Source organism: Nocardia sp. NPDC051990 (genome assembly GCF_040680755.1).
In the GTDB taxonomy this organism is placed as follows: Bacteria; Actinomycetota; Actinomycetes; order Mycobacteriales; family Mycobacteriaceae; genus Nocardia.
Map to the genome: position 1 here is coordinate 56,861 of NZ_JBFAXH010000021.1, position 25,495 is coordinate 82,355.

19 protein-coding genes are annotated in these 25,495 nt (G+C 66.4%); 7 read left to right on the top strand and 12 right to left on the bottom strand.

All coding sequences use genetic code 11. From position 1 onward, the window contains the following. Window positions 1-300 (bottom strand): hypothetical protein, encoded by a 300-nt coding sequence (locus AB0L63_RS28245; RefSeq protein ID WP_364506654.1) that lies wholly within the window; start codon window positions 298-300, stop codon window positions 1-3. Between the two features lie 208 nt (window positions 301-508). Here AB0L63_RS28245 and AB0L63_RS28250 point away from each other — a divergent pair, with 208 nt between their 5' ends. Next, window positions 509-1,951 carry an aldehyde dehydrogenase gene (locus AB0L63_RS28250; RefSeq protein ID WP_364506657.1) on the top strand — a complete coding sequence of 481 codons (1,443 nt, stop codon included), beginning with the start codon at window positions 509-511 and terminating at the stop codon, window positions 1,949-1,951. A gap of 67 nt (window positions 1,952-2,018) precedes the next feature. Here AB0L63_RS28250 and AB0L63_RS28255 read toward each other — a convergent pair whose 3' ends face one another. Both AB0L63_RS28255 and AB0L63_RS28260 read right to left on the bottom strand, forming a co-directional pair. Beyond that, entirely contained in the window at window positions 2,019-2,222 is a 204-nt protein-coding gene (locus tag AB0L63_RS28255) for a hypothetical protein (protein WP_364506659.1), read from the bottom strand. 296 nt (window positions 2,223-2,518) lie between these two features. Then, window positions 2,519-3,469 carry a helix-turn-helix domain-containing protein gene (locus tag AB0L63_RS28260; protein ID WP_364506662.1) on the bottom strand — a complete coding sequence of 317 codons (951 nt, stop codon included), beginning with the start codon at window positions 3,467-3,469 and terminating at the stop codon, window positions 2,519-2,521. Window positions 3,470-3,934: 465 nt separating this feature from the next. Here AB0L63_RS28260 and AB0L63_RS28265 point away from each other — a divergent pair, with 465 nt between their 5' ends. Next, the gene (locus AB0L63_RS28265; protein ID WP_364506785.1) at window positions 3,935-4,714 is read left to right on the top strand and encodes a phosphohydrolase; all 780 of its coding nucleotides are present in this window, start codon (window positions 3,935-3,937) and stop codon (window positions 4,712-4,714) included. A gap of 320 nt (window positions 4,715-5,034) precedes the next feature. Here the strand turns inward: AB0L63_RS28265 and AB0L63_RS28270 are convergent, their stop codons facing one another. From AB0L63_RS28270 to AB0L63_RS28285, 4 genes are all read right to left on the bottom strand, one after another. Next, window positions 5,035-6,867 carry a phosphoenolpyruvate carboxykinase (GTP) gene (locus tag AB0L63_RS28270; RefSeq protein ID WP_364506665.1) on the bottom strand — a complete coding sequence of 611 codons (1,833 nt, stop codon included), beginning with the start codon at window positions 6,865-6,867 and terminating at the stop codon, window positions 5,035-5,037. Between the two features lie 275 nt (window positions 6,868-7,142). Next, entirely contained in the window at window positions 7,143-8,627 is a 1,485-nt protein-coding gene (locus AB0L63_RS28275) for a hypothetical protein (protein WP_364506668.1), read from the bottom strand. Window positions 8,628-9,177: 550 nt separating this feature from the next. Beyond that, window positions 9,178-10,311, bottom strand: a complete 1,134-nt coding sequence (locus AB0L63_RS28280; protein ID WP_364506671.1) for a hypothetical protein — start codon at window positions 10,309-10,311, stop codon at window positions 9,178-9,180. A gap of 90 nt (window positions 10,312-10,401) precedes the next feature. Further along, complete coding sequence (locus AB0L63_RS28285; RefSeq protein WP_364506674.1) at window positions 10,402-11,184, bottom strand: SDR family oxidoreductase; 783 nt, start codon at window positions 11,182-11,184, stop codon at window positions 10,402-10,404. A 252-nt stretch (window positions 11,185-11,436) separates the two neighbouring features. Here AB0L63_RS28285 and AB0L63_RS28290 point away from each other — a divergent pair, with 252 nt between their 5' ends. The 4 genes from AB0L63_RS28290 (at window position 11,437) to AB0L63_RS28305 (ending at window position 17,270) form a co-directional block, all read left to right on the top strand. Beyond that, on the top strand, window positions 11,437-12,777 hold the full coding sequence (locus tag AB0L63_RS28290; RefSeq protein WP_364506677.1) for a lipase family protein: 1,341 nt from the start codon (window positions 11,437-11,439) through the stop codon (window positions 12,775-12,777). An 82-nt stretch (window positions 12,778-12,859) separates the two neighbouring features. Continuing rightward, window positions 12,860-13,669 carry a tRNA (guanosine(46)-N7)-methyltransferase TrmB gene (trmB, locus tag AB0L63_RS28295; protein WP_364506680.1) on the top strand — a complete coding sequence of 270 codons (810 nt, stop codon included), beginning with the start codon at window positions 12,860-12,862 and terminating at the stop codon, window positions 13,667-13,669. Beyond that, window positions 13,669-14,397, top strand: a complete 729-nt coding sequence (locus tag AB0L63_RS28300; RefSeq protein WP_364506683.1) for an NYN domain-containing protein — start codon at window positions 13,669-13,671, stop codon at window positions 14,395-14,397. The genes trmB and AB0L63_RS28300 overlap by 1 nt, the downstream gene beginning before the upstream one ends. After that, on the top strand, window positions 14,397-17,270 hold the full coding sequence (locus AB0L63_RS28305) for an MMPL family transporter (protein ID WP_364506686.1): 2,874 nt from the start codon (window positions 14,397-14,399) through the stop codon (window positions 17,268-17,270). Before AB0L63_RS28300 ends, AB0L63_RS28305 begins: the two co-directional genes overlap by 1 nt. Before the next feature lie 36 nt (window positions 17,271-17,306). On the opposite strand, the gene AB0L63_RS28310 is transcribed toward AB0L63_RS28305, so the two are convergent. The 5 genes from AB0L63_RS28310 to AB0L63_RS28330 form a co-directional block, all read right to left on the bottom strand. After that, a complete protein-coding gene (locus AB0L63_RS28310) occupies window positions 17,307-19,334 on the bottom strand; it encodes a DUF2339 domain-containing protein (RefSeq protein WP_364506689.1) in 2,028 nt (675 codons plus the stop codon). 345 nt (window positions 19,335-19,679) lie between these two features. After that, a complete protein-coding gene (locus tag AB0L63_RS28315) occupies window positions 19,680-20,381 on the bottom strand; it encodes a DUF1707 domain-containing protein (protein WP_364506692.1) in 702 nt (233 codons plus the stop codon). Window positions 20,382-20,671: 290 nt separating this feature from the next. After that, window positions 20,672-21,304 (bottom strand): response regulator transcription factor, encoded by a 633-nt coding sequence (locus AB0L63_RS28320; protein ID WP_364506788.1) that lies wholly within the window; start codon window positions 21,302-21,304, stop codon window positions 20,672-20,674. A 78-nt stretch (window positions 21,305-21,382) separates the two neighbouring features. After that, on the bottom strand, window positions 21,383-22,588 hold the full coding sequence (locus tag AB0L63_RS28325; protein ID WP_364506695.1) for a DUF5931 domain-containing protein: 1,206 nt from the start codon (window positions 22,586-22,588) through the stop codon (window positions 21,383-21,385). After that, window positions 22,566-23,750 (bottom strand): AI-2E family transporter, encoded by a 1,185-nt coding sequence (locus tag AB0L63_RS28330; protein WP_364506791.1) that lies wholly within the window; start codon window positions 23,748-23,750, stop codon window positions 22,566-22,568. The genes AB0L63_RS28325 and AB0L63_RS28330 overlap by 23 nt, the downstream gene beginning before the upstream one ends. Window positions 23,751-23,915: 165 nt before the next feature. On the opposite strand from AB0L63_RS28330, the gene AB0L63_RS28335 reads away from it, so the two are divergent. After that, entirely contained in the window at window positions 23,916-25,445 is a 1,530-nt protein-coding gene (locus AB0L63_RS28335) for an adenylate/guanylate cyclase domain-containing protein (RefSeq protein WP_364506794.1), read from the top strand. Window positions 25,446-25,495: the final 50 nt, after the last annotated feature.

Consider the following 25,495-nt stretch of genomic DNA (forward strand, 5'->3'; position numbering starts at 1 on the left):
CTACTTCTCCAGCCAACCCCGGCGCCAGTTCCTGCGCCCGCATGCGTCGACCGCCGCCACCCAGGGTGATTCCTGAATGGCCAGACCAACCGTCTCCAGGGTGGTCAGGCCGACCTGATAGGCCAGCATCCCGACCACGGCGACCGCCTCGGCGGCCTGCATCGCGGCCGTAGCCTGCTCAATGGTCAGCGTCCGGCCCGGTAGGAAGGAAACCACCCACCCACCCGCGCCGACACTCTTAGCTTGATGCTCGGTCTGATCGCTTGTCATCAGCGACCGACCGATCACTTGCACCGCCATGGCTCTGACTCCCCAATTGCGTAATCGGTTCATGAATCGAGCGAGCTGATCAGTACTACAGCATGACCGGTGCGGCAACAGAACGCAATAGTGCGTTCTCTGAAAAGCGAACCGGGAGGTCGGAATTCGCGCTGTTCAGCATGCCGGCCGGCTGGGAAAACTGAAACGCGTTACAGACAATCGAGCCGCAAAACTGTAACGTGTTCTCATGCATTACGACAGCCTGTTCATCGGCGGCCGCTGGACCGCGCCCGCCGCCACCGAGCGCCTCCAGGTCATCTCGCCCGCGACGGTCGAGCCGGTGGGCAGCGTCCCGGTGGTCGGTCGCGCCGATGTCGACGCCGCCGTCGCCGCCGCCCGGCACGCCTTCGACAACGGTCCGTGGCCGTCCACGCCGCCCGCGGAGCGCGCCCAGGTATTGACGCGCGCCGCCCGCCTGATCGAGGAGCGTTCGGCCGATCTGCTCGCCACGCTCACCGCGGAAATGGGCGCACCGCAGATGATCGCCATGACGCTCAACCAGATTCCGGCGGTGGCCGCGCTCGACGCGTACGCCGGATTGGCCGAGTCCTTCCCCTGGCACGAAACCCGCACCGGCTTGTTCGGCACCACGCGGGTCTCGCGCGAGCCGCGCGGGGTGGTCGCGGCCATCACGGCATGGAATGTCCCGCTGTTCCTCGCAGCCAATAAGCTCGCGCCCGCATTGCTCGCCGGATGCACCGTGGTGCTCAAGCCCGCGCCGCTGACTCCGTTGACCGCCAATAAGATCGGGGAAATCTTCACCGAGGCGGGCCTGCCCGAGGGCGTACTGTCGATCCTGCCCGCCGAGGCTGATGCCGCGGAGTATCTGGTCTCGCATCCGGGCGTCGACAAGGTCACCTTCACCGGCAGCACCGCGGTCGGCCGCAAAATCGGCGCCATTGCGACCGGACAGCTCAAGAGCGTCTCGCTCGAGCTCGGCGGCAAATCGGCGGCAATTCTGTTGCCGGATATGGATATCGCCAATATTCCGGTGCTGGCCTTCTCCGGTCTGATGAACAGCGGCCAGGGCTGCGTCGCGCAGACCCGCATTCTCGCGCCGCGCAGCCGCTACGACGAGATCCTGGACGCCCTGGTCGAGCATGTGCGGACGCTGAAGACCGGCGATCCCACCGATCCGGCGACCACCTTCGGCCCCCTGATCTCCGAACGCCAGCGCGACCGCGTCGAGGGCTACATCGCCAAGGGCAAGGAAGAGGGCGCGCGACTGGTGCTCGGCGGCGGTCGCCCGGCTGGTGTGGACCGCGGGTGGTTCGTCGAGCCGACCATCTTCGCCGATGTCGACAACAAGTCGACGATCGCACAGGAGGAGATTTTCGGCCCGGTCCTGTCGGTCATCCCGTACGAGACCGAGGACGAGGCGGTGGCCATCGCGAACGATTCCGTATACGGCCTGGCCGGCTCGGTCTGGACCGCCGATATCGAGCACGGTGCGGAAATCGCGGCACGGGTGCGTACCGGAACCTATGCGATCAATTGGTATGCGTTCGACCCGAGCTCGCCGTTCGGCGGGTACAAGAACTCCGGCCTCGGCCGCGAGAACGGACCGGAGGGTCTGGACGCATTCTGCGAGCAGAAGTCCCTGCTGATGCCGTTGGGATGGACGGGATAGGAGCAGTCCACCGCTGGAAACCGGGTAACACCAGGCTGAGGCCAGGCGGTGGTACTGGGAACGGCAGTCAAGCCCCGGCATCAACCACCCGGACTACCGGCTGACGACCCGGTGCGTCGACGATGCTCGGCGCATCGGGTGGGTCGACGATTTCGACCTGCCAACCCGACGGCAGCGCATCCTGCAAACGTCCGACAGCGCGCTGCAGCGGGGTGCTCGCGGGCGCCGACTCGATACCGGCGACTTGCGGGCCGATGTCCAGATCGTTCATGGTCCAACCACCTCTCACGCGTCGATCTCATCGCTGGCCGCGAGTATGCGGATTCACGAATCGAAAGGGAAGTAGTTCAGTCGATTCAATTAATAGGTTAATAGTTGGCAATCGAACTGGGCGGTCACGTGACGGAAAACATGTGAAGCATTAGGCCCCTCCCGAGCATGCTTCCTTTTGATACAAAGCGCGGCCGGGCAAATCAACCGTAGCGTACCGGCGGCTCCAAATCCGCCAATCCGAGAACATCAGCCGATCGATACCGTAGGGCATGCACCAGTCGCCGACGAGATCCGCTAGCGGCGCAGCGACCGGCGATAACCAGCGGGCGTCGTCCCGGTAGCCGCGCGCAGATGCACCCGCAATGCGGTGACGCTACCGAATCCGGACTGCGCCGCAACAACTTCGACGGGCAGCTCGGTAGTCTCCAGCAACTCTCTGGCACGCACCGTGCGCTGCGCCTCCAACCAACGCCGCGGCGTGGTGCCCACCTCCGCCCTGAACCGGCGGATGAACGTGCGCTCACTCATCAGCGCATGTCCAGCAAGCGCCGAAACATCCGGCGCCGCCGCCGGATTCGCCACCGCCCAAGCCATGGTCGCGGCCAGGGCGCCGGGAAAGTCATTGCCGCCCAAAGCATCCGGAATGTATTGTGCCTGACCGCCCTCTCGGTGCGGTGGTGTCACATTCCAGCGGGCCAGATCGGCCGCCGCCCCCGCGCCCAGCTCTCGACGCGCGATGTGCAGGCACAGGTCCATTCCCGCGGACAATCCCGCCGAGGTGAGCACATCGCCATCGTCCACATACAGTGCGGCGGGGTCGAGCTTGACCGCCGGGAACAGTTCCGCGAATTCATCGCAATATGCCCAGTGGGTGGTGGCCGGCCGCCCGTCCAGGAGTCCGGCCCGCGCCAGGATGAATGCGCCGACGCAAATGCTCACCATGGTCGCGCCTCGTGCCGACGCGGCCCGGAGCGCATCGAGCACCGCATCGGCCGGCGGCAGCGTCGGCAACCCGATTCCCGGAACCACCACAATGTCGGCGCTGTTCAGCGCCTCGAGCCCCGCGTCGACCGCGAGTTCGAACCCGTTCGGAGTCCACACCGGGCCGGGCCGCACGCCACAGGTCCGCATCTCGAATCCCACCGGCTCCCCCGTCTTGCCCGGCCCGTGGCGGAACACCTGGACCGCACACGCCAGATCGTACGCCATCACGCCATCCAATGCCAACGCGACTACCCGCTTCACCCCATCAGCTTGGCACCAATCCGAGCACTACCGTAATTCCCGCCAAACAGCACTCGTGCGCCGACGCACCGGCTCTGGCCATCACACCTTGTGCGGACCAGTCGATTGCTTTGCCAGGCAAGCCGTCAAGACAGCGCTGAGAGGTTAATCGAGCTGACCCTCGAGGTGTTTCCGAGGAACAGGCCCGCGTGGCACTGAGCAAGACCACGCCGAAGATCAGCGTCGAGTCCGTCCCGGCCGATTGGAAGCCCAGACTCACCGAACCACCCCAGGTATCGACGATCGTCGCATCGGATCAAAGATCAGGTGGCGCTGGTGGCGGGGGCTTCTCGGGCGTTTGCCGCCACAGTTTCCACGTGATCACCCGTCCAGCGGGTTTCTGTGGTGGATTGGCGGGAATCCGAGGGTTACTGGCATTTGTGCCACTCGTCGGGGGGCGGTTGGGGGGATTCACTGGACAGCGAGATGTGGTTCAAGGAGAAGGAGAGCGACGTGGGTGCGCCTGTTGGGTTGGATTGGGAATGGGCGAGGCGTACCGGTGGGGTGCTTTCCGGTGGTCAGCGCAGGCAGCTGACCGCCAAGCTGGTTGCGGGAGTGCCCCGGCTGGTTGCTGGGCAGGTCGCGTTGGCGGTCGGTAGGCGGGGCAGCGGACGGGTGGATTTCGCGGCGCTGCAACTGCCCGATTCGACGCTGGCCAAGGCCGCGGAAGAGCAAGCGCGGGAATGCCTTTCGGTGCACGTGTTGGCGCATTCGTATCGGAGTTACTTCTTCGGACGGGCGCTCGCTGAATTCGATGGCACGCGATACGACGACGAGTTGGCCTACGTCTCCTGTCTACTGCACGATTTGCAGCTCGAACACCCGACACCAGGAAGGTGTTTCGCGGTGACCGGGGCGGAGCGCGCCGTCGAATTCGTCATCGGCGCGGGTGCGACACCGGAGCAGGCCGAGACGGTCGGTGCCGCGATCGCCGCGCATCTCACCGTCGGGGTGGCCGATACGGTCGACGATCTCGGCTTCGTTTCCGCCGGTGCGGCCGTTGACGTGTTCGGGGCGCGGATGTCGGATCTCGACCCGAGCTGGGTCGAGGAACTACTGCGCCGTCATCCGCGGCACAACTTCAAACAGCATATGACGGAAGCGTTCACGAACGAGGCGGCCGCGGTGCCGAACGGACGCGCCCAATGGCTCCTGCGAACCGCGGGCTTCCGTCAGCTGATCAGCCGCGCACCGTTCGCCGAATAAAACTCCGCCACAACCGAAACCGCCCGCACCATCCGAAAGATGGTGCGGGCGGCGCCGTGAGTTTCGGCGATTGCTCAGCCACGGAGCGAGAGCCTAACGAGCGAGGAGTTCGCGGCCCGTCTCGCGTCCGCGCGGAGGCGCGGCCATCGACTAGCCGAGCCGTCGAAGCGCACGCCCAGGCGCGCGTCTCGACACGCGTACCTCAGGTGCCGAACAACCCGCCATCACCGACCACCACGGAGCGAGTCTTACCAGCGACCCGTTCGCGGCCGCGCGGCCAACAACAGAGCACGCCGCGCCGAAGGCGCGGCAAATCAGGCTCAGCCCAAGCGCTCCTTCAGAGCCTCGAACTCGTCGCGCACACCGGACGGCAACTTGTCGCCGACGAACTCGAACCACTCCTCGATGAGCGGGATCTCCTTGCGCCATTCGTCGGCGTCGACGGCAAGCGCCTCGTCGACATCGGCGGGGTCGACCTTCAGACCCTCGAGGTCGAGCTGGGCAGCGGTGGGCACATTGCCGATCGCGGTCGCCTCGGCCTGCGCCGACCCCTCGATGCGGCCGACGACCCACTCCAGCACGCGGGAGTTCTCGCCGAATCCGGGCCACAGGAAGCGGCCGTCGCCACCGCGACGGAACCAGTTGACGTAGAAGATCTTCGGCAGCTTGTTCGCATCGGCGTTCTTGCCGACGTTGATCCAATGGTTCAGGTAGTCACCGACGTGGTAGCCCATGAACGGCAGCATCGCCATCGGGTCGCGGCGCACGGTACCGACCTTGCCCTCGGCGGCGGCGGTCTGCTCGGACGACAGGGTCGCGCCCATGAAGACGCCGTGCTGCCAATCGAAGGATTCGGTCACCAGCGGGACCGTGGTCTTGCGGCGGCCGCCGAACAGAATGGCCGAGATCGGGACACCCTGCGGATCGTCCCATTCGGGAGCCAGGATCGGGCACTGCGACATCGGCGTGCAGTACCGCGAGTTCGGGTGGGCGGCAAGGGTTTCGGTCTCCCGCAGGTACCAGTCGTTACCCTTCCAGTCGATCAGGTGATCGGGCTCGCCCTCCAGGCCCTCCCACCAGACGTCACCGTTATCGGTGAGCGCCACATTGGTGTAGACCGTGTTACCCGCCTCGACGGTTGCCATGGCGTTCGGGTTCGAGCTGCGGTTGGTACCCGGCGCGACACCGAAGAATCCGTACTCCGGATTCACCGCGTACAGGCGGCCGTCCTTACCGAAACGCATCCAGGCGATGTCATCGCCCAGGGTCTCCGCGCGCCAGCCGGGAACTGTCGGCTGGATCATCGCGAGGTTGGTCTTACCGCAGGCGCTCGGGAAGGCCGCGGCGATGTAGTACGCCTTGTTCTCGGGGGAGATCAGCTTGAGGATCAGCATGTGCTCGGCCAGCCAGCCCTCATCGTGGGCCATGGCCGAGGCGATGCGTAGCGAGTAGCACTTCTTGCCGAGCAGCGCGTTGCCGCCATAGCCGGAGCCGTAGCTCCAGATCTCCCGGTCCTCCGGGAAGTGGGTGATGTACTTGGTGTCGTTGCACGGCCACGGCACATCGGCCTGGCCCTCGGCCAGCGGCGCGCCGACCGAGTGCAGCGCCTTCACGAACGGCTTGTCGGTGCCGAGCTTGTCCAGCGCGGCCGCGCCCATCCGGGTCATCACGCGCATCGAGACCACGACGTATTCGGAGTCGGTGATCTCCACACCCAGCTTGGGGTCCTCGGCACCGAGCGGGCCCATGCAGAACGGCACCACGTACATGGTGCGGCCCTTCATCGAGCCGCGGTACAGCTCGGTCATGGTGGCGCGCATCTCGGTTGGGTCGACCCAGTTGTTGGTCGGGCCTGCGTCGGCCTCGGTCTTCGAACAGATGTAGGTGCGGGATTCGACACGCGCCACATCGGAGGGATCGGAGAGGGCGAGGAAGGAGTTCGGCTTCTTGTCCTCGTTGAGCTTGGTGAAGGTGCCCGCCGCGACGAGCTGGGCGGTCAGCCGATCCCACTCTTCATCGGAACCGTCCGCCCAGACCACTCGCTCCGGCTGAGTGAGTTCTGCGACGTCCTGTACCCAGGCGAGTAGTTCGCTGTGCGCGGTCGGCTGCTTGCCGTCGGAATCGCGAAGACCAGGAATGGTCGCTGAGGTCATGAAAACTCTCCTGAGATGGGCGGCTCGCGGTGTTTCCGCCTAGGCTGACCCTTGCGAGCGACCTGCGAGCAGTCGCTGCGGTTAGGCCCGTGACCAGCGCGAACACACCGAGCGCCACCGTTGGCGGGAAGGCACCCGCTACGACCAGTCGAAAGCGCGTCATGTCTGGACCGCGGACAAGGACGAAGCGGACGCCCAGGTTCCTGCTTTAGAGGTTAACGCGATGTGACGACCAGTACGGAATCGGGTTCGCCGAGGAGTACCCACTACGGTACCTAATCAAAAGAAGTCCGAAACCGATCGAGGATGACGATATCGCGTTCGCAGGCGGCCAGCTGACCCGGTTGCTCGGCCGCGGCGCGGCGCAGTCTGGCCTCCAATTCGGCCACTTGACGGTCGATTTCGACGATTCGCTCGGTGCTCGCGCGCATGACGCGCTCCGATAGCGTGGTCTCCGATTCCACCAGAGCGGTGGCGACGCGCTGCTCCAACTGGGCTTTCACATTCACCAGCGCGTCGGAGACCCATTGACGCAGGTGCGCACGGTCGGCGACCTGACCACGGGCCCGCACCACCCAGGCCGCCGCACCCGCTCCGAGCAGCAACGTCACCGGAACGGTCGCGAAATCGAGGGCCGGCACGAGCGAGAACGGGGCGACCAGTAGCCGGCCGATGCCGACCCCCGCTGAGGCGCCGAGCGCGATCATGAGGTGATCTTCGACACCCCGGTGCCTCGGCTCCGGATCCGGGCCGACGCGCGGGACTGGATCGCGCCAACGCGGCGGCATACCGCGGTCGTTTTCCGGCGCTGCGTCGAGGCGATCGGTGAGTTCGGACAGCCGCTGGTCGATGGTTCCGTCCGCGGCATCGGTCAGCTCTTGCACAGCCTGCTGTAGGCGTTCGGGATAGGCGCCGAATTCGGAGCGGCGCAGCCGATCGAGTTCGCCACGGGCCGCGGCGTGCAGCGCGCGGACCCTGGCCCCGACATCGGTCATCAGATCGACCCGGGCCAGCTGCAATTGGCTGCGCAGGGTGGACATGGCGGTGGCCCGCCCGCCGTCGCGTCCGGCGAGCAGTATGGCGCGTTCCTCGCGCCACTGGATCGGTTCCGCGCCGGAGCGCAGCACCGCGACCTGTTCGCCGACCCGTCGGCGGGTATCGGTCAGCACGCGTGTGGTGACGGCGGCGACCCGGTCGTCGGATCCGGTGCCGGCCGTGGCCGCCGCGAGTTCCACATGCAGCGCGCCGAGTCCGGAGCGATCGATAAGGCCCGCGTCTCCGCCCGCCCGCCCCGCCACCGCGAGTCGCGTCGAAACCGGCACGATCTCCAGATCGTCGATGCCATGAGCGGCGAGCAGTTCGAGGTTGTGCTGCTGTACGGCGCGCCAGTCCTGATAGGCGTGAATGCCGTTCATGGCGAGCAGGATCCGGGTCCCGTCGGCGCGCAGGCGTTGCACCACATGCAGTGTGTCCGAGCCGAGGGCACTACCCGCGTCCAACAGCATCAGCGCGACCGCCGACGGGGCAATATCCGACGGCGACGTGGTCTCCACCACAGCACTCGCATCGGGCACCGGATCCGACAGCACGATCCGCGGCTCGAACCGCGCCAACTCGGTGCGCAACAAGCTCGTATTGGCATCATCGGGCCCGATCAACGTGACCGCCGACGCCACCCCCGTCCCCCGCACCGCCCGCAACAGTGCCATGCCCTGCGGATTCCACCGCGAGATAACCGCCTCGACCTCCGGAGTCAGCAAAAGCTTCTCCGGAGCCTGCGGACGATCCCCCGAAGTTCTTGCCGACCCCACGGCGGGCCCACCCGAACCCGACATGTCCGGCGACCCCGGCGGGGATTCGGTCGACCCAGTGGCGCGTTCATTCGGATTGATCCCCGATCCCGCCGAGGCCGCGGGCGACCCCGGCGCGGCAGCCGATCCGCTCGCAGACGAACTCGGCACACCACCGACGACACTGTCCGACGATCCCGTGCCACTCGGGGCGGTGCTCGATCCGCGCGATGCAACCGCAGCCCGACCCGCTGCGGCAGCCGATCCGCGCACAGTCGAACCCGGCCCGCCAGCACCGCCGCCGGCCGGCGACGCCCCTAGGCCATCCGGAGCAGCGCACGATGCGCGAGGCACCGGCCGACCCGATATGTCCGGCGACTCGCTCGGATGCGATCCGTTCGGCGGTGACGGCTGCGCGTCAGGTCTCGGATCACTCGTGGCTGCGCGGGGAGCAGTGGCGGATTCACGGTGTTCGGCGGTGCCAGAGATCGACGGGTCCGTTGGGGCGGAATCCGGTTGTTCAGAGTCCGGCACTGCTCATCCGTTCCCATAGCCGGATGTAGCCGTTATGGACGCGGAGGGCGGCGCGGCGGGCGGCGGGCGACATATCGCTGGAGACGACCGCGCGCCAGCGGGCGGCGCGGGCGAGGGCGTCGTCGGCATCGGATGGTGCGGGTGCGCGATATCCGGCGGCCAGGTGGGCGACCTGCGGATAGGCAAGGCCCGCGCAGAGGCCGAGCCAGAGCGCGTCGTCGCCGAAGAGGTAGTCCTCCAACATGTCTCGGGCGTTCGCGCCGTCGACGGGCACGGCGCGGGCCGCGAGGCGAGCCAGTTCGTCGAGGAGTTCGCCGCCGCGCAGTGCGCTGACTTGTTCGTAGCGGCGGTGCAGTAAGCGGTGCAGCGGATCGATACCGCTGGCCGCGTGCATGATCTGTAGCAGTGCGTGCGGACCGAGTTCGGGGTCTTGGCGCAGTGCGGAGAGCGCGCAGATCACGCCGTACAGATCCCAACGCCGCAGCAGTTCTTCGCGCTCGGCGACATCCGGTCCGGCCGATGCCGCGACGAACAGGTCGGGCGAGAGCGTCAGCGCCGGATCCGCGGTCTCCGCCAGGCGGCGCAATGTGCCCAGATCGGCCTCGCTCACCGCGCCGGACCTGGTGCGCACCGCCAGCGAGGCGACCACCGGCAGTGTGACAGTGCCGAGGCCGCCGCTGTACTGCTCAGCGGCGGCGACCGCATCGCCCCACCTGGACCCGATGGCATCGGCCTTGTTCAGCACCGCGACCGTGCGCTCGGGCGGCAATTCCGACAGAATCCGCCGATCCGCGGGCTGCGGCGCACCGGAGAGGACGTAGACGATGATGTCGGCGTCGAGTTCGGGGTCGGCCGCACCCGGTTCATCGATCGGCGCCGTCTCCACCGCCGACATCAATGCCAGTGCATGCAGCACCGTGGTCCGCCCGGTATGCGCCCGTCCGGTCACCTGAATGCGTGGCGGCCGCCGCCACCGTGCGATGGCGGTCCCCACCTGGCCCACGATCCGCGGATCGGCACCCGAGCGCAGCATCGCGAGCAGGTGGTCGAGTTGGTCGAGCTCCTGTGCGGATCGAACCGGTCGGATCCGGGGCCCATCGGATTCGGTGGCTGTCGACAATGCTGCACACCCCCTTTTCGGTGCGCCATTCTTGCAGACATACCACGCCAACGGGCCGCTAGCGACTCCCTCGCCGGTCGCCGGAGCGGATCAGCTGCCGCTCAAGTATTTGTTCACGCCGCGCACCGCCCAGTTCGGCGCGTATTTCGCGGCGGCCGCCAGTACCTTTGCCTGCGCGCCGATTTCGTAGTGCACGCGTGGCAGCCGTCCGCGTTTGCGGGTCGCATCCCAGATCCCCTGCGCGACGTCCTCGGCGCTCAGGCGCACGCCGAGCGATTTGGTCGAGGCGGTTTGCACCCCGTCCACCATGCCGGTGGCCACGAACAGCGGCCACACCGCGATCACCCGGATATCGTGCCGCTCCCATTCGAGATCCAGTGCCTCCGTGAGGCTTTTGACCGCTGATTTCGTCGCGCCGTAGCTGGCGAGTTCGGGCTGACCGTAAATCGCCGATGCCGAGCACAGATTCACCACCTGCGCTCCCGGCGTATCGCGCAGATAACCGAACGCGGCATGCATGCCCGCTATCACCCCACCCAGATTCACATCGATGATCGCCTGATGGGTGGCCAGATCGAGAGCTTCGAACGGGCCGGCGCGCAGGATGCCCGCGTTGTTGACGAGGATGTCGAGCCGGTTCTCGTCACCGTTGAACTCCGCGAGACGCTCGACCCAATGCGTCTCGTTCGTCACATCCAGCACCCCGGTGCGCACACTGCCGTCGGCGGCGTGGATTTCGGCCGCGAGCCTGGTCAGCCCCACCTCATCGATATCGTATGCACCGACGTGATACCCCTGTGCAGCGAAAAGTAGGGCCGTGGCTCGGCCGATCCCCGCCGCCGCACCGGTGATGAACACAGTCGGTCTACCCATGCGCGCAGTCTAGTGCGGGGGCAAGCCCCCTACCTCGGGGTTTGCACGGATGCCTCGGCCACCTGAGCTGACCTGATGGTCGGCACCATGGTCGGTGCGCAGCTTCGCTTTTCGAACACGCGGCGCGAGCGACGGGACCGAAGGAGGTAGCTTACGTAACCACGCAGGTCCCCGGGAACGCCGCAATCGAATACCGGTGGCCGACCAGGCGGAATCGTTCCGCCCGTGCCGGGTCTCGATGAGGAGGTTGCCGTGACCGTTGATGTCATCGGCGCTGCTGAGCCGGACGCGTCCGGCGCGCGGAAGCCACTGCTACCCAGTAGCGATCCATTCCTCCGGCCGCCGAAAGGCTTCACGACTCGTCCGGCGGGGACCATCCTGCGCAGCCGTCGCGTCGAACTCGCACTGTTCGGTCTTGTACCGCAACAGGTCTCGGCCTGGCAGCTGCTCTACCGCAGCTGCGATATGCACGGCACACCGGAGACGGCGGTCACCACCGTGCTGCTGCCGCTGGACGCCGACCCGAACGAGGATCGCCCACTGCTGGCCTTCCAGACCGCCATGGACGCGGTCGCCGAGCGCTGTTCCCCCTCTTACGCCTTGCGTCGCGGTTCCCACGCACTCGGCTCGATCACCCAATTCGAATGGATGCTGGTGGCCAACGCACTGCGCCGGGGTTGGGCGGTGAGCATCGCCGATCACGAAGGCCCGCACGGGAATTTCGGCGCGCCACGTGAGCCCGGCTACCGCGGACTCGACGGGATCCGCGCGGCGCTGCACTTCGCACCGCTGGGGCTGCGGCCCGATACCCGGATCGCGGTCTGGGGTTATTCCGGTGGCGGCATGGCCAGTTCGTGGTTGGTCGAGATGGCACCGACCTACGCACCGGAGCTCGATATCGTCGGCGCGGTGCTCGGCGCGCCGGTCGGTGATCCGGGCCAGGTCTTCACCCGACTCAATGGCGGACACTATGCCGGACTGCCCGCGATCGTGGTCGCGGCGCTGCGCAGGCTCTATCCGGCGCTGGCCGCGGTCTTCGACAGCGATTGCGATCCCGAGGGCCTCCGGCTCATCGAACGCGCCGAACGGTCGACACCGCTCTCGGCCGTTCTCGGTCTCGTCAATAGAGATGTCGGTCACCATCTGAGCCGTCCGCTCGATGAGGTGCTCGCCACACCCGAAATGCGGGCCATGCTCGACGACCTGCGCCTCGGTCACTCCACACCGACCTGCCCGCTGCTGGTGGTGCAGCCGGTGCACGACCAGATCATCCATATGGACGGCGTCGACGACCAGGTCGAGCGGTATCGCCGCGGCGGCGCACAGGTGACCTATGTGCGCGACCGGCTCAGCGAGCATTTCTCGCTGCACCCGCTGGCCACCCCGATCAGCCTGGACTGGCTCGGCGATCGACTCGCCGGACGACCGGTGCGCGATGTCGGCGACAGCACGGTGTGGTCGGTCGCCGCCTCGCCAACCGGCGTGCGCGGACTGTGGGAAATGCTCGGCACCGCGGTCAAGGTGGCGCTGGGCAAGCCGCTGCGTCAGGAGACCGCGCCCGCGACTCGAATCTCCCGCATACGCGCCGCATAACCGGGGCGCGCGCCTTCGCCTTGGGTGACCCGCAAGCGATCCGCTATGACCGCATGCCGGCCACATCCTGCGATGCTGGACAATGGACCGCGTGAACGACGCCGCGAACCACACTGCCGAGTCAGTTCCCGGACCGCCGTCCACAACGCCGGCTCCGGCGGACGGTGGATCCCGAAAGGGCTCGGGCTCTCGCCTGTACCCCCGAGTGACGAGCTTCCGCTCGCGCCGGGGCGCACTTACCGCGACCCAGCAGCAATCCTGGGATCGCACCTGGCCGCACATCGGCCGCGATGTGGCCGACGAACCGCTCGACGCCGCCGCCTGGTTCGGCCGGGACGCCCCGCTCGTCATCGAGATCGGTTGCGGGACGGGCACCGCCACCGCCGCGATGGCACAGGCGGAGCCGCACCTGAATCTCCTCGGGATCGAGGTCTATCAGCCCGGTCTCGCACAACTGGTGCAGCGCATCGAGCGCGAGCACATCGACAACATTCGCCTGCTGCGCGGCGACGCTGTCGATGTGTTGGAAAACATGATTGCTGAGCAGTCGCTCACCGGCGTCCGGGTCTTCTTCCCCGACCCGTGGCCGAAGGCGCGGCACCACAAGCGGCGACTGTTGCAGCCCGCGACATTCGCATTGATCGCGCATCGCCTACGGCCCGGCGGCGTTTTGCACGTCGCGACCGACCACGCCGACTACGCCGAGTTCATTGCCGAGGTCGGCGCCGCGGAACCGCAGCTCGTCGGCCTGAACGAGACCACGGGCGGGGTCAGCGCCGAGCATCGCGACAGCGCGCCGATCGGCTTCGAAAGGCCCGTCACCAAATTCGAAGGCAAGGCGCATCGCGCGGGAAGCGTCATCAACGAGTTCATATGGGGGAAGATCGAATGATGAGTGTCGGCGAGATGGCCCATCAGTTCTCCGATGTTGCCGGGGAGGTGCACGGAACCGGATCCGAGGTGATCGGCGCGGTGGCGCCCGATGTGCGTCGGGTGCTATTGGTCTGGGACGCCCCGAATCTCGATATGGGCCTTGGCGCGATCCTCGGCGGTCGCCCGACCGCCGCCTATCGACCGCGCTTCGACGCGCTCGGCCGCTGGCTGCTCGCGCGCACCGCCGAACTTTCGGTGGGCAGTGTGACCCGGGTCGAACCGGAGGCGACCGTCTTCACCAATATCGCGCCGGGCACCGCCGATGTGGTGCGGCCGTGGGTGGAGGCGCTGCGCAATGTCGGATATGCGGTCTTCGCCAAGCCCAAGATCGATGAGGACTCCGATGTCGACGCGGATATGCTCGCGCACATCGAGCTACGCAGCCGCGGTGCCGGCCTGGCGGGCATCATGGTCGCCTCCGCCGATGGCCAGGCATTCCGCGAACCGCTCGAACGATTGGCCGCGAACGGAATCCCCGTTCAGATACTCGGCTTCCGTGAACATGCGAGTTGGGCGGTAACATCCGATACTCTCGAGTTCATAGATCTCGAGGACATCCCGGGCGTGTTCCGTGAACCGCTGCCCAGGGTCAGCCTCGACTCACTGCCCGACGAGGGTGCCTGGCTGCAGCCGTTCCGGCCGCTCTCGGCGCTGCTCACCTCTCGCCCTGCTCAAGGAGTCGCTTAGTGTTCACACGCTGGGGCGATCTGGTCTATCGGCTGCGCTTCGCCGTCATCGGCATTGTCGCGGCCGCACTGTTGGCACTTGGCGGTTACGGCCTCGGCTTGGAAGACCATCTCAGCTCCAGCGGGTGGGATGACCCCACGTCGCAATCGGCCATGGCGGCCAAGGTGTCCGACCAGGCGTTCGGACGTGATCACAACAGTGATGTGATCGTGCTCTACACCGCACCGAACGGTAAAACGATCGACGATCCCGAATTCCGGCAGACGATCGTCGACAGCCTCAACAAGCTGCCGCGCGAACATCCGGATGAGATCTCCAAGGTCAACGGCGCGTACTGGCAGACCGAAACCGGTCAGGCGTCACCGTTGGTCTTCGGTTCGAAGGACAAGAAGTACACCTTCGCCTCGATCGCCATCAATGGCGATAACGACACCGATATGGTGCGCAACTTCCGGAAAGTGAAGGATGTCTTCGCCATTCCGGGCGTCGATGTGCAGGTAGCGGGTCTGCAGGCGGTGGGGGGCACGCTCAATGACACCATGGCCGCCGACCAGAAGCGGATGGAGATCCTGGCCATCCCCGCGGTCGCGGTGCTGCTGTTCTTCATCTTCGGTGGTGTGGTCGCGGCGGCGCTGCCGCTGATCGTCGGTGGTCTCACCGTGATCGGCGCGAACGGCATCATCATGGTGTTGACAAATTTCACCGAGGTCAATTCCTTTGTCTCGGGCGTTGTCTCGATGATCGGCCTCGGCTTGGCCATCGACTACGGCCTGTTCATCGTGAGTCGGTTCCGTGAGGAACTCGCCGAGGGCTATGACACCCGCGCGGCCGTGCGCCGGTCGGTGATGACCGCGGGACGCACCGTCGTCTTCTCGGCGACCATGATCATCGCCAGCCTCGGCGGCATCCTGCTGTTTCCGCAGGGCTTCCTGAAATCGGTTGCCTACGGCTCCATCGCGACCGTCTCGCTGGCCGCGCTCACCGCCATCACCATCCTGCCCGCGATGCTCGGCATTCTCGGGTCGCGGGTGGATATGCTCGGGCTCAAGCGCTTCCGCAAGACCAAGACCGCCGAGGAAGTCGAGAACGGCTTCTGGGGCAAGTCGACCCGCTGGGTGATGCAGCATCCGCTCAAGATCGCGATCCCGATCTGCGTCCTGTTGCTGCTGCTGATCATTCCGGTCAAGAATCTGGCGTTCGGCGGTATCAACGAGCGGTATCTGCCGCCGGATAACACGACCCGGCTCGCGCAGGCGAAGTTCGATTCGATCTTCCCGCTACGCAAGTCCGATCCGATCCAGCTGGTTTTCGTCTCCGAAAACAGCAATGACGTCGGCAAGGTGTGGGCCGCGGCCAAGCAGGCGCCCGGCTTGAACGGCACCTTCGATGTGCCGTCGCGTTCGACTTCCGACCCCAACGTCTATCGCACCGATGCGACGCTCGCGGATTCGGAGAACCCGGATCCGACCATCGAATATCTGCGCTCCCTCGAAATTCCGGACGATGTGCAGATGTATGTTGGCGGACAGCCGGCAATCCAGAAGGACAGCATCGACGCGCTGCTGCACCGGATGCCATTGATGATCGCGCTGGTGCTGTTCGTCACCACGCTGCTGATGTTCCTCACCTTCGGCTCATTGGTACTGCCGCTCAAGGCCGCGTTGATGAGCGCGCTCGGATTGGGTTCCACGCTCGGCATTTTGACCTGGATCTTCATCGACGGACATGGTGCGAGCCTGTTGAACTTCACGCCGCAGCCGATCATGTCGCCGGTGTTGGTGCTGATCATCGCGATCATCTACGGTCTTTCGACCGACTACGAGGTATTCCTGTTGTCGCGCATGGTCGAAGCGCGCACGATGGGGGCTTCGACGACCGAGGCGGTTCGCATCGGTACCGCGCAGACCGGGCGCATCATCACCGCCGCCGCGCTCATCCTGCTCGTGGTGACCGGCGCATTCGCGTTCTCCGATCTGGTCATGATGCAGTATCTGGCCTACGGCATGATCGCGGCGTTGTTCATCGACGCCACGATCCTGCGCATGCTGCTCGTCCCGGCCACCATGAAACTGCTCGGCGACGACTGCTGGTGGGCACCGGCGTGGATGAAGAAGATCCAGCAGAAGGTCGGACTCGGCGAGCCGATTCTGGATGATGAGCGCCCCGGCGGGGGCGAGCTCCTCGACCTGGTGAAGGCCACACCGATTACCGATCCGGTGACGATGCAGATGCCCGCGCTCACCGATAACGCCACGACTCGGGCGCGATCGCCGCGCCGGCCGCGCACGGTCGCGGAGATCGAGGCGGAGGCGCCGACCCAACATATGACGAAGATCCCGGCCGAACCGCCGGTACCACCGCGGCCGGTCACGCCGCTTGATCCGACTCGGCCGCGGGCGAATTCGGCGTTGCACACACCGCAACCCGGGCCGCCCGCACCGGGATTGCCGTCCGGGCAAGCCGCACCGCCTGCGCCCAGGTTGCCATCCGAGCAGACCGCAGCTCACGGACAATCGGCGCCGCCCGCACCCGAACCCATTCGGCCGCGACCGGTTCCGACGATTTCGGAATCGGCCGAGCCGACTCGGCCGATTCCGCCCGCACCCGCGCCCACCCCGACGCCGCCCCCGCCGCCGGTTCAGCCGATGCCGATCCCGGCTTCGGACCATCCACCCCACCACGCGGCACGGGAACGGCCCGCCGATTCGAATGACGATGCGCCGGACGAGAACCGAAGCAGCATCGAGAACTGGATGGCCGAGCTGAGGTCCAGCCGTCGCCGCATGGGCAAGCCCGACGAAGGTCGGCACCACAGCACGGACGGGCGGACCGTCAGCGTGAATGAGCTGCTGCGGCGTCGGGATCGCGAGTAACACGTTGTGCGGCGGCAGCTCTCGTATTGCGCCGCGTCAGCGGCCTCCCTCTCCTGAATTCGGGTTTGTGGCACCGGCTTCGGCGAAGGCACGGGCGTAGCGGGTGCCGGCAAGGAGCAGCAGCACGCCGACTACCAGGAAGGCCGCTACTCGAATCAGGCCGTCGAGCGTGGCGAGGTCGAAGAGGAACAGTTTGGTCAGTGCGGCTGCGGTGACGAGGAGTCCGGAGCCGAGGGCCAGTTTGGCGACGGCCGCCGAGCGGGACAGGTTGCGCAGACCGAAGAACAGCGCTGCGGTGGCGGCGACCATCCACAGGATGGTGGCGGCGCAGTGGCCGATGATGAAACCGTCGGCGCTGCCGGTCGCGATGCCGATCGAGACGGCCCCGGCCGTTACGGCATACAGGCCCGCGATGCTCGCGACGACGAACAGCGTCGATTCGTCGGTTCCGCCCCTGGTCATGCCGGGCAATCTCCGGGCGCACCAGACGGCCACGGCGATGACCGCGCATGCGAGGACCGCGCCCAGTGTCGTCGCGATACCCAGGCGCTCCTGCGCAAGCCGTTGTGTCGCAAGCGCTTCCGGAGTCACGGTGGTGAAGCACACGATCGAGCCGATCATGGTGAACGCCGCGCCGATGGCGGCGGTGCTACGGGAGCGCTGCTGTCCGGCCAACCCGAGGTAGCAGAGCGCAACCAGGAGCAGTGCGATCGGCAGGGTTTGTACGCGCGTCACGCCGACGCATGCTTCGAGCAGTGCGAACGAACCGGCGATCGCCGCGGTAAAAACGATCGAACCCGGAATCCGTACCAACTCAGGCGATTTCGGCACTATTCGCAGAGCCGCCACGGCCAACAGCACCGCCGCGTAGACGGCCGCGACCGAGGTGGCCGGATGCCGCTCGAACATCACAGGCGCGGCCAAGAGCGGAACCGTGGACGCCGCGAAGGCCAGCGCGGCAACGATATCGCCGGATCGCCTACGCACCACCAGGACACCACCGATCAACCCGATCGCCGCGATCGCCGCGGCGGCGGTAAGCAGCGAGTACACCTGGCCCTGCGCCGGATCGTCCACTACGGCAACGACAATCGCGAACAAGGTCGCCAATGTCGCGGGCACTGTGCGCACCATATGCAGGAACGGCCAATCACGGACCAATTGCACCGGCACACAGGTCAACTGCAACAGGATCAAGAATGCGAGCAGCACCAGCTCCGTTGTGACGAATGGCGACAACAACGCCGCACCAGCGACCACCAGCACGGCGAGCGGCTGTGACTGCCACCGCATAGCCAGCCCGACCCCGCCCGCCGCAACACCCAATGCCACCGCGAGCCCGACCACTGGATGCAGCCACCCGTAGATCGCCGTCACCGCAACCACATCCAGATAAGCCCCGGCAATACCCGTGGCAGCCAGCGAAATTCCACCGACCCGACCACCGGCTCGACCGAACACCCGAACCCCCGCCCCCACCAGCGCCGCCGAGAACACCGCCCCGGCAACAACTCTCGGCACCGGTCCGAAGAACCCGGCCTGCGCGGCAAGTACCAGCAGCATCACCACCCCGATCAGTGTCACCCCCACCCCGGCCACCGCCAGCACCCGACTGATCATCCCCTCCTGCTGCCACCACGGCGTCTTCGGCGCAGCCGCGCCACCCCGCACCGGCGGACGCGGCGGCACCCCCGGCGCAGCCGTCCCACCCCTCGGCGACCGCGGGCCAAACCCCGGGGTCCCTGGCATTGCGGCCCACGCGGACCTGCCCGCCGCCCCATACCCGGGAACCGGCGGCGCCCAACCCGAAGGCCCGACCGGCGGCGCCGGAATACGCCCCGCAGGAACTGGTATCGACGGCACCGCACCCGCCGCAGGCACAACAGCAGCGCCCGCCGAGAAGCCAGTCCGCTCCTTCGAAACCGCAGATGCCGCAACCGAATCCGCAGCGATCTGCGCTTGTAACAAATCCAGGTCTCGGCCGAGGGCGCCCATCTGCGTGCCCAACACAGCGAACTCCCCGGACAGCCGCGAAAGCAGCGCCGGATCGATAGAGGTAGTCATGCCCTCAATGCTGATTTCCGCAACGCACCGGGACATGAGTAGAAACCACTGGTACTCATCCGAGATCTACTCGAATGCGCGATTTCGCGGGGCGAGCCGAGATCCGCTGGCTACCAGGTGACTTCAGGAAGTTCGATATCGATCGGGAAAGGACGGTCGACCTGCACGCGGGTCCGGTGCACCCCGGTCGGCGCATATCCACCTTCGGGCAGCAGCTCGAAGGTATAGACGACAATGGCACTAGCAGCAGATGGCCCTGATTGGGCTCTTCGATGGGCTGTGCGGCAGTCATATCAGGAGGCTGCCTTCCGGGGTGTGGGCGCAGCCAGGCTCTTGCTCTCCTGGCTAGCTTCCCATCAACCTGCGCCACTGGGCGCGCAGCGAGTGTTTGGCGGTGATCGCGCCGAAGCGGATTCGGCCGTGCACGACGACGTGCAGCGGGCCGAGGGGTGGACCGGTGCGGACCTTGTTGTTGACGGTGGACCCGATCAGGTCGACGGCATTGAGATCGACGGTAGCCTCGGCGGGGACGATCAGGGTCAGCGAGCTGAGGTAGTCGTCGACATGCACCTCGACGACCTGGGTGGACATGATCGCCTCGGTGAAATCGAGGGTGACGCCGGAGAGCCAGTTGTTCAGATGCAGTGTGGGCGCCACCTGCCATGGACCGCGGCGATTGAGGTTGGACAAGCGGCTGCGGATCACATTCCCGGGCGTGACCTGCGATGGGACCGAGGGCGGCGGTGCGACCCGCTTGGTGAACGCGGGCGAGGCGTTCACGAAGGTCGAGGGCGGCGCGGCCGGCTGCCCGACTAGTCGTACACCGGGCAGGTCGACCAGCACGGCATTGAGTTCGCCGCGGGTCTTGGCGGCCAGCGCGGTATCCATCCGCTCGGTGAACTCCCCGAGCGAGAGCATGCCGAGCCCGACGGCCCGCTGCAGCAATTGACCGACATGTTCGCGTTCGGCATCGGAAACGCGCAACTCACGATCGCCGACCACGTTACCGGAGCCGACGCCGTTGGATACCGATTCGGGTCCACCCATGAATCCGAGATTACCGAGCCGAGCACCTCCGACGCATCAGGGCATACCCCGACTCCGCCGTCCTTGTTCCGAATCCACCGAACAAGCCCACAACCATCGGGCATCCCGTCTCGCCACCGGGCACACGCCGGCGCATCGGCGATATCGAGGGCCGTCCGCGTGATTGAGCGCAGCCGCGAGGGTCCGGGTGTCGGCGACCCATCCATCAGCGGATCTGCCGACCGGGGCGCGAGGTCAAGGGGTTCCCGTTAGCGAGACGGGGTGCCCGGCAGGTCTGCTCGCCGAAACCGCTACTCGAGGCCCTGCTCGATGGCGTAGCGGGTCAGCTCGACGCGGTTGGCCAGCTGCAACTTTCGCAAGGTCGCCTGCACATGGTTCTCCACGGTTCGATGGCTGAGCCCGAGCCGCGATGCAATCTGCTTGGCGGACAAGCCTTTCGCCACCATCCGCAGCACTTCGGTCTCCCGCTCGGTGAGCGCGGGGCGATGCGGTTCATTCGGCTCGGCAGACGCGGTCGCCATTCGCCGATATTCACCGAGCACCAGCCCGGCCAGCCCCGGCGTAAATACCGGTTGTCCAGCCGCGGTGGCCCGCACCGCCTCGATCAACTCACCGGCCGACGCACTCTTCACCAGATAACCCGAGGCCCCCGCCTTGATCGCATCCAGCACATCATCGCGCTCGGCCGACGCCGACAACACCAGCACCCGGCTCTCCGGTGACACCCGCAACACCTCCGCGGTGGCCTGCGCCCCATTCCCATCCGGCAATTGCATATCCATCAACACCACCACAGGCCGTGCCGCCGCCGCCCGCCGGATAGCCGAGCCCACCCCATCGGCCGTCGCGGCAACCACGAATCCCGCCTCGGTCAGATCGCGCGAAACCCCATCGCGCCACATGGGATGGTCATCCACCACCATCACCGAAATCACCTCGGCCGCATCATTACTGGTCACACTGTCCTCCGCTGCGCGTTCGTGTCGTCGTGCCGCAAGCCCTCATCTCGCACCTCCCGAACGCGGCACTCGCAACTCCCATTCGGTGCCGAAGCCGACGCCACCAACCTCTTCGGTCAGCAATACCGCCGTTCCACCCAACCTCTCCATACGGCCGATAATGGAGCGCGAAACACCCATGCGTCCCTCGGCTTCCGCCTCCGCCAGGCGGCCCGGTGCGATCCCGATGCCGTCATCGCGCACACTGATGATCAGCTCGTCGCCGGTGTCCTCCAGTAGCACATACGCTTTCGCATCCGATCCGGCATGCAGTGCGACGTTGGACAATGCGTTCGCCACCGCCGCCGCGATCTCACCCGCCGACCAGCGCCCGACCCACACCGGCTCACCCGGCGTCGAAACGAAGACCGATGGCGTCGCATGCACGGTCAGCAGCGGCCGCAGGTCGACATCCGCACCACCGATATCGCCGTGTTTGCCCTGTTCGGAGATCAGAACCCGCAGTGCCACTTCCTGTTCCGCCGCGCGCTGCGCCAATTCCTCCGTAGGACCGCCGATCTCGTTGCCGCGTCGCTTGATGTAGCTGAGCACCTGCAGCACGCCATCGTGCACCTCACGAGCCAGCCGCTCTCGTTCCTCGGCCGCCGCGGTCAAGCGAACGGCCCGTTCCAGCTGTCCCTGCGCGCGACGCGCGGTATCGGCGGCGAGTCCGAGCGCCAGCCCGATGGAGACGAGCACCGGCGCGGTCGCGTCGGCCCACACATCCTGACCCCACTGCTCGCGCACCGTCACGATCACCGCCGCGATCAAGAGCCCGGACAGCACACCGGCGAGCGGTCCGCGCAGAATCGCCGCGGAGACAACGGCATTGGCGGCCCACAACGTGGTCGGCAGCGTCTGATGCCCGTGATACCAGCCGTAATCGGCGACCAACCTGGTCGAGGCGATCAGCGCGATCACCACCACATGATCCCCGATCACCACCCACGCCCGCAGCCGCGCCACATCGGGAAAGTGCCACTGCGACAACATGAAGGCCGACGCACCGGACCACACCGCCATCACGGCGATCAGCACCCAGCTCAGCTGCTGGTTCTGGTAGTACCGCACCGAGGCGATCTGCTGCCCGACCGCATAGAGCAGCGTGACCAGCCGCAACGCCTGCAGCGCACGCCACAGCGGCGCGGTCGCCACCTCGGCCGCGCCCAGCTCGGCCGCACCGATCTCAGTCGGACCCGGCCGAGTCATCCGACTGATCCTCCCGGTGCAGCTCCCGGGTCAATGTCGCGTCGACATCGAACCGGCCGGGCTCCGGTTTATCCGGCTCAGCCGCATACATTCGCCCCCCTTCGCCGGTGTGCAGTTCCTCGAACGCCTCCTCCGGACTCTCCGACAGCAGGGACCGAATCGCGGTATTCATCACCGCGACGAACGGCACCGCCAACAGACCGCCCGCGATCCCGCCGATCACAATGCCCGCGGCAATGGCCAGCACCACTGCGAGCGGATGGATGCTCACCGCACGCCCGAGCAGCAAGGGTTGCAGCACATGGCTTTCCAGCTGCATCACCGCGATGATGATGCCGAGCACGATCACCGCGGTCACCCAGCCCTTGGTCACCAACGCGATGAATACGGCAATGGTCCCGGCCAGGAACGCACCGACGATCGGAATGAACGCGCTGATGAACACCAGCGAGGCCAATGGCAATGCCAACGGCACCCCGAGAATCGCCAGGCCCGCACCGATGCCGATGGCATCGACGAGCGCCACCACCACGGTCGCGCGGACGAATCCGACCAGCGTGCCGAAGCCGAGTTGTCCTGCGGTGCGCACCTTTTCCCGGTGCGGGGTCGGCACGATCCGGGTCACGAAGTGCCAGATCTGATTGCCGCTGTAAAGGAAGAAAATGAGAATGAAAAGCGTCAAGAACGCGCCGGTGAGGACATGCCCGATCACCGTCGCGGTGGTCAATGCCCCGCTGGTGAGACCCTCCTTGTTGGACTGGATCGCTTTGACGATCGTGTCGCCCGCATTCCGAATCTGCTCATTGCTCAGATGCAGCGGACCATTGATCAGCCAGTCCTGAACCTCGTGCACGCTGTGGGTGATTTCGTCGGACAGCTGCGGTACGCCCTCGATGAACTGCTCGACGACGAAGGTCATGATCCCCGCGACCACCCCGAGTGATCCGACCAGCGCGACGAAAACCCCCACCGACCTCGGCACCCCGAGCCGCTGCATCCAATCCACCAACGGTGCCAACAATGCGGCGGCAAGCAGGCCGATGGCGAGCGGTATCACCACCGTCGCCAACTTCTGCACCACCATCGCGAGCGCAATCAGTGCGGCGAACATCACCAGCAGCCGCCACGCCCATTCGGCACTGACACGGACAAACGGGTGCACAGAATCAGCAGCCGACCGCGCAGCAGTGGCTTCTTCGAGAGCACTTACCTTCTGGTCGGTCACTTCAGCGAGCCTAATAGCCGCAGAGCGCCGCGGACATGCTCGGATGACCTGGACGCTAGATTGGTCATCGTGTCAGCGCCCCTGGAAGCGGTCAAACAGACCATGCGAACCCGCTGGCCGCTGTACCTGACATCGATGCTGTTGGCCAATGCCTTTGGTGCGGTCCTGGTGTGGGCGTTCATCCAATATGGACTCCCGGTTCCCGAAGGTGAGGCGGCCGGTGCGCGCCGCGCCGGCCTGGTCATTCCCGGTGTGGTTTTCACCACAGGTGGTTTGCTGAGCCTGGCCGCTTCGGCACTCATGCTGCGTCCGGTCATGCGCTGGCAGATGCGCGGTGGGCCGCCGAGCCATCAAGAACAGATGGCCGCACTGCACGCGCCGCTGCGCCAGGCGTTCCTGCATCTGGTGCTGTGGTTGATCGGCGGCGCCATCCTGGCGGCCACCATTATCGTGGACGCGCCGGAGTTGGCGGGCGCGGTCATCGTCACCGAATGTATGGCCGCGACGATCGTCTTCGGTTTCACCTACATGCTCGGCGAACGGATTCTGCGCCCGGTCGCCGCGCAGGCCCTCACCGAGGGCTCATTCGACCACACGCTGACGCCGGGCGTCGGCACCAGAATGGCGATGACCTGGGGTATGGGCACCTTCGCCCCCACCATCGCCATCGTGCTGCTGTGCGTCACCCAAATCTCGTCGGACGTGAAGTTCTCCGCGCAATCGCTGGCGATTTCGATTCTGCTGCTGTGCGGTGTGGTGATCATGCAGGCGCTGGCGCTGTCGATGCTGACCGGTTCCAGCATCTCCGACCCGGTGCGCCAGCTCAGTCATGCCATCGACCGGGTGCAGCAGGGTGCCCGCGACGTGCAGGTCGAGGTGTTCGACGGCAGTGAGATCGGACTGCTGCAGGTCGGCTTCAACCGCATGATGGAAGAGGCCGCCAAGCGTCGCCAGCTGCAGGAACTCTTCGGCCAGCATGTCGGCGAGGAGGTGGCCCAGCGCGCACTCGACTACGGCACCGAACTCGGCGGCGAGACCCGATTCGTGGCGGTGCTGTTCGTCGATATGGTCGGGTCCACCGCGACCGCCGCGGAGCGACCACCGACCGAGGTGGTCAGCCTGCTCAACGAGTTCTTCCGCATCGTGGTCGACGTCATCGATCGGCACCACGGCTTTGTCAATAAATTCGTCGGCGACGCGGCATTGGCGATCTTCGGTGCGCCGCTGGACCGCCCGGATGCGCCGACCGCCGCCCTGGCCGCCGCCCGTGAACTGCGCGAAGTCCTGCGCGAGGTGCCCGGACTCGATATCGGTATCGGCGTTTCGGCGGGCCTGGCCGTCGCCGGAAACATCGGCGCCGCAAACCGCTTCGAATACACCGTGATCGGCGATCCGGTGAACGAGGCATCGCGCCTGACCGAACTGGCCAAGGATCAACCCGGCCGTGTACTCGCCTCGGGCAGCGCGCTGTATTTCGCCGATGAAAGTGAGCAGGACTTCTGGCTGACCGGCGAGGAAGTCCAGCTGCGCGGGCGGCGCCGCAAGACCGGGTTGGCCTGGCCGAAGGACGGGTCCGCGGTACCAACGGACCCGGCGGAGGCAGCCGAAGTAACCACGGAGAGTCCCGGATAGCTACTGGCCCGCACGTCGATGCAGACAACGAAACAGTCGGTTGGTTAGGC

Excerpts from the sequence above, each read along its gene's own strand:
- AB0L63_RS28245 (WP_364506654.1), bottom strand. The coding sequence starts at position 300 with ATGGCGGTGCAAGTGATCGGTCGGTCGCTGATGACAAGCGATCAGACC.
- AB0L63_RS28250 (WP_364506657.1), top strand. The coding sequence starts at position 509 with ATGCATTACGACAGCCTGTTCATCGGCGGCCGCTGGACCGCGCCCGCC.
- AB0L63_RS28255 (WP_364506659.1), bottom strand. The coding sequence starts at position 2,222 with ATGAACGATCTGGACATCGGCCCGCAAGTCGCCGGTATCGAGTCGGCG.
- AB0L63_RS28265 (WP_364506785.1), top strand. The coding sequence starts at position 3,935 with ATGTGGTTCAAGGAGAAGGAGAGCGACGTGGGTGCGCCTGTTGGGTTG.
- AB0L63_RS28270 (WP_364506665.1), bottom strand. The coding sequence starts at position 6,867 with ATGACCTCAGCGACCATTCCTGGTCTTCGCGATTCCGACGGCAAGCAG.
- AB0L63_RS28285 (WP_364506674.1), bottom strand. The coding sequence starts at position 11,184 with ATGGGTAGACCGACTGTGTTCATCACCGGTGCGGCGGCGGGGATCGGC.
- trmB (WP_364506680.1), top strand. The coding sequence starts at position 12,860 with ATGGACCGCGTGAACGACGCCGCGAACCACACTGCCGAGTCAGTTCCC.
- AB0L63_RS28300 (WP_364506683.1), top strand. The coding sequence starts at position 13,669 with ATGAGTGTCGGCGAGATGGCCCATCAGTTCTCCGATGTTGCCGGGGAG.
- AB0L63_RS28310 (WP_364506689.1), bottom strand. The coding sequence starts at position 19,334 with ATGACTACCTCTATCGATCCGGCGCTGCTTTCGCGGCTGTCCGGGGAG.
- AB0L63_RS28315 (WP_364506692.1), bottom strand. The coding sequence starts at position 20,381 with ATGGGTGGACCCGAATCGGTATCCAACGGCGTCGGCTCCGGTAACGTG.
- AB0L63_RS28320 (WP_364506788.1), bottom strand. The coding sequence starts at position 21,304 with ATGGTGGTGGATGACCATCCCATGTGGCGCGATGGGGTTTCGCGCGAT.
- AB0L63_RS28325 (WP_364506695.1), bottom strand. The coding sequence starts at position 22,588 with ATGACTCGGCCGGGTCCGACTGAGATCGGTGCGGCCGAGCTGGGCGCG.
- AB0L63_RS28335 (WP_364506794.1), top strand. The coding sequence starts at position 23,916 with ATGCGAACCCGCTGGCCGCTGTACCTGACATCGATGCTGTTGGCCAAT.